Source organism: Rhizobium ruizarguesonis (genome assembly GCF_012349115.1).
Lineage (GTDB): Bacteria > Pseudomonadota > Alphaproteobacteria > Rhizobiales > Rhizobiaceae > Rhizobium > Rhizobium ruizarguesonis.
Window position 1 is genome coordinate 1 of sequence record NZ_PQIG01000017.1, and the last position, 980, is coordinate 980.

1 protein-coding gene is annotated in these 980 nt (G+C 59.1%); it reads left to right on the forward strand.

Going from position 1 to position 980, the window contains the following annotated elements; all coding sequences use genetic code 11:
- Nucleotides 1-978: porin (locus C3Y91_RS03425; protein WP_168574985.1), on the forward strand; the 978-nt coding region annotated here is incomplete at its 5' end.
- Nucleotides 979-980 lie beyond the last annotated feature (2 nt).

The following is a 980-nucleotide window of genomic DNA, read 5'->3' on the forward strand; positions in this document are numbered from 1 at the left end:
CCGGAACCGGTTGAATATGTTCGCGTCTGCGACGCTTACGGCACCGGCTACTTCTACATCCCGGGCACCGAAACCTGCCTCAAGATCGAAGGCTACATCCGTTTCCAGGTCAACGTTGGCGAAGATGTCGGCGGCGATTCGGACTGGGATGCCGTCACCCGCGGTCAGGTTCAGTTCACGGCCAAGAGCGACACCGAGTATGGTCCGCTGACCGGCGTCATCGTCATGCAGTTCAATGCTGACAATGCCACCGATCAGGACGCCATCCTCGACTCCGCTTACCTCGACGTCGCGGGCTTCCGCGCCGGTCTGTTCTACAGCTGGTGGGACGATGGTCTCTCTGGCGAAACCGACGACATCGGTTCGGTCGTAACGCTCCACAACTCGATCCGCTATCAGTATGAAACCAGCGATTTCTACGCTGGTATCAGCGTCGATGAACTGGAAGACGGCGTTTACCAGGGTACCTTTACTCCCGGCGTCATTCCCGGCACCACCGACTTTACTGCGGACGATGGTCCGAACAATGTCGGCGTTGCCTTCGGCGTTGGCGGCACTGCCGGCGCATTCAGCTACCAGGTCACTGGCGGCTGGGACTTCGACAACGAAGACGGCGCTATCCGTGCAATGGGTACGGTTGACATCGGTCCCGGTACGCTCGGCCTCGCCGGCGTTTACTCTTCCGGCCCGAACTCCTACTACTCCTCAGCTGAATGGGCTATCGCTGCCGAATACGCTATCAAGGCAACCGACAAGCTCAAGATCACCCCGGGCGTTCAGTACTACGGCAACTACTTCGGCGGTGGCACGGAAGTTCCGGAAGACTTCGACGGTCTCGGCGATGCCTGGAAGGCTGGTCTGACGGTTGATTACCAGATCGTCGACAACTTCTACGCCAAGGCTTCGGTTCAGTGGCTCGATCCGGAAGATGGCGACGACACCACGACGGGCTACTTCCGTCTGCAGCGTTCGTTCTAATC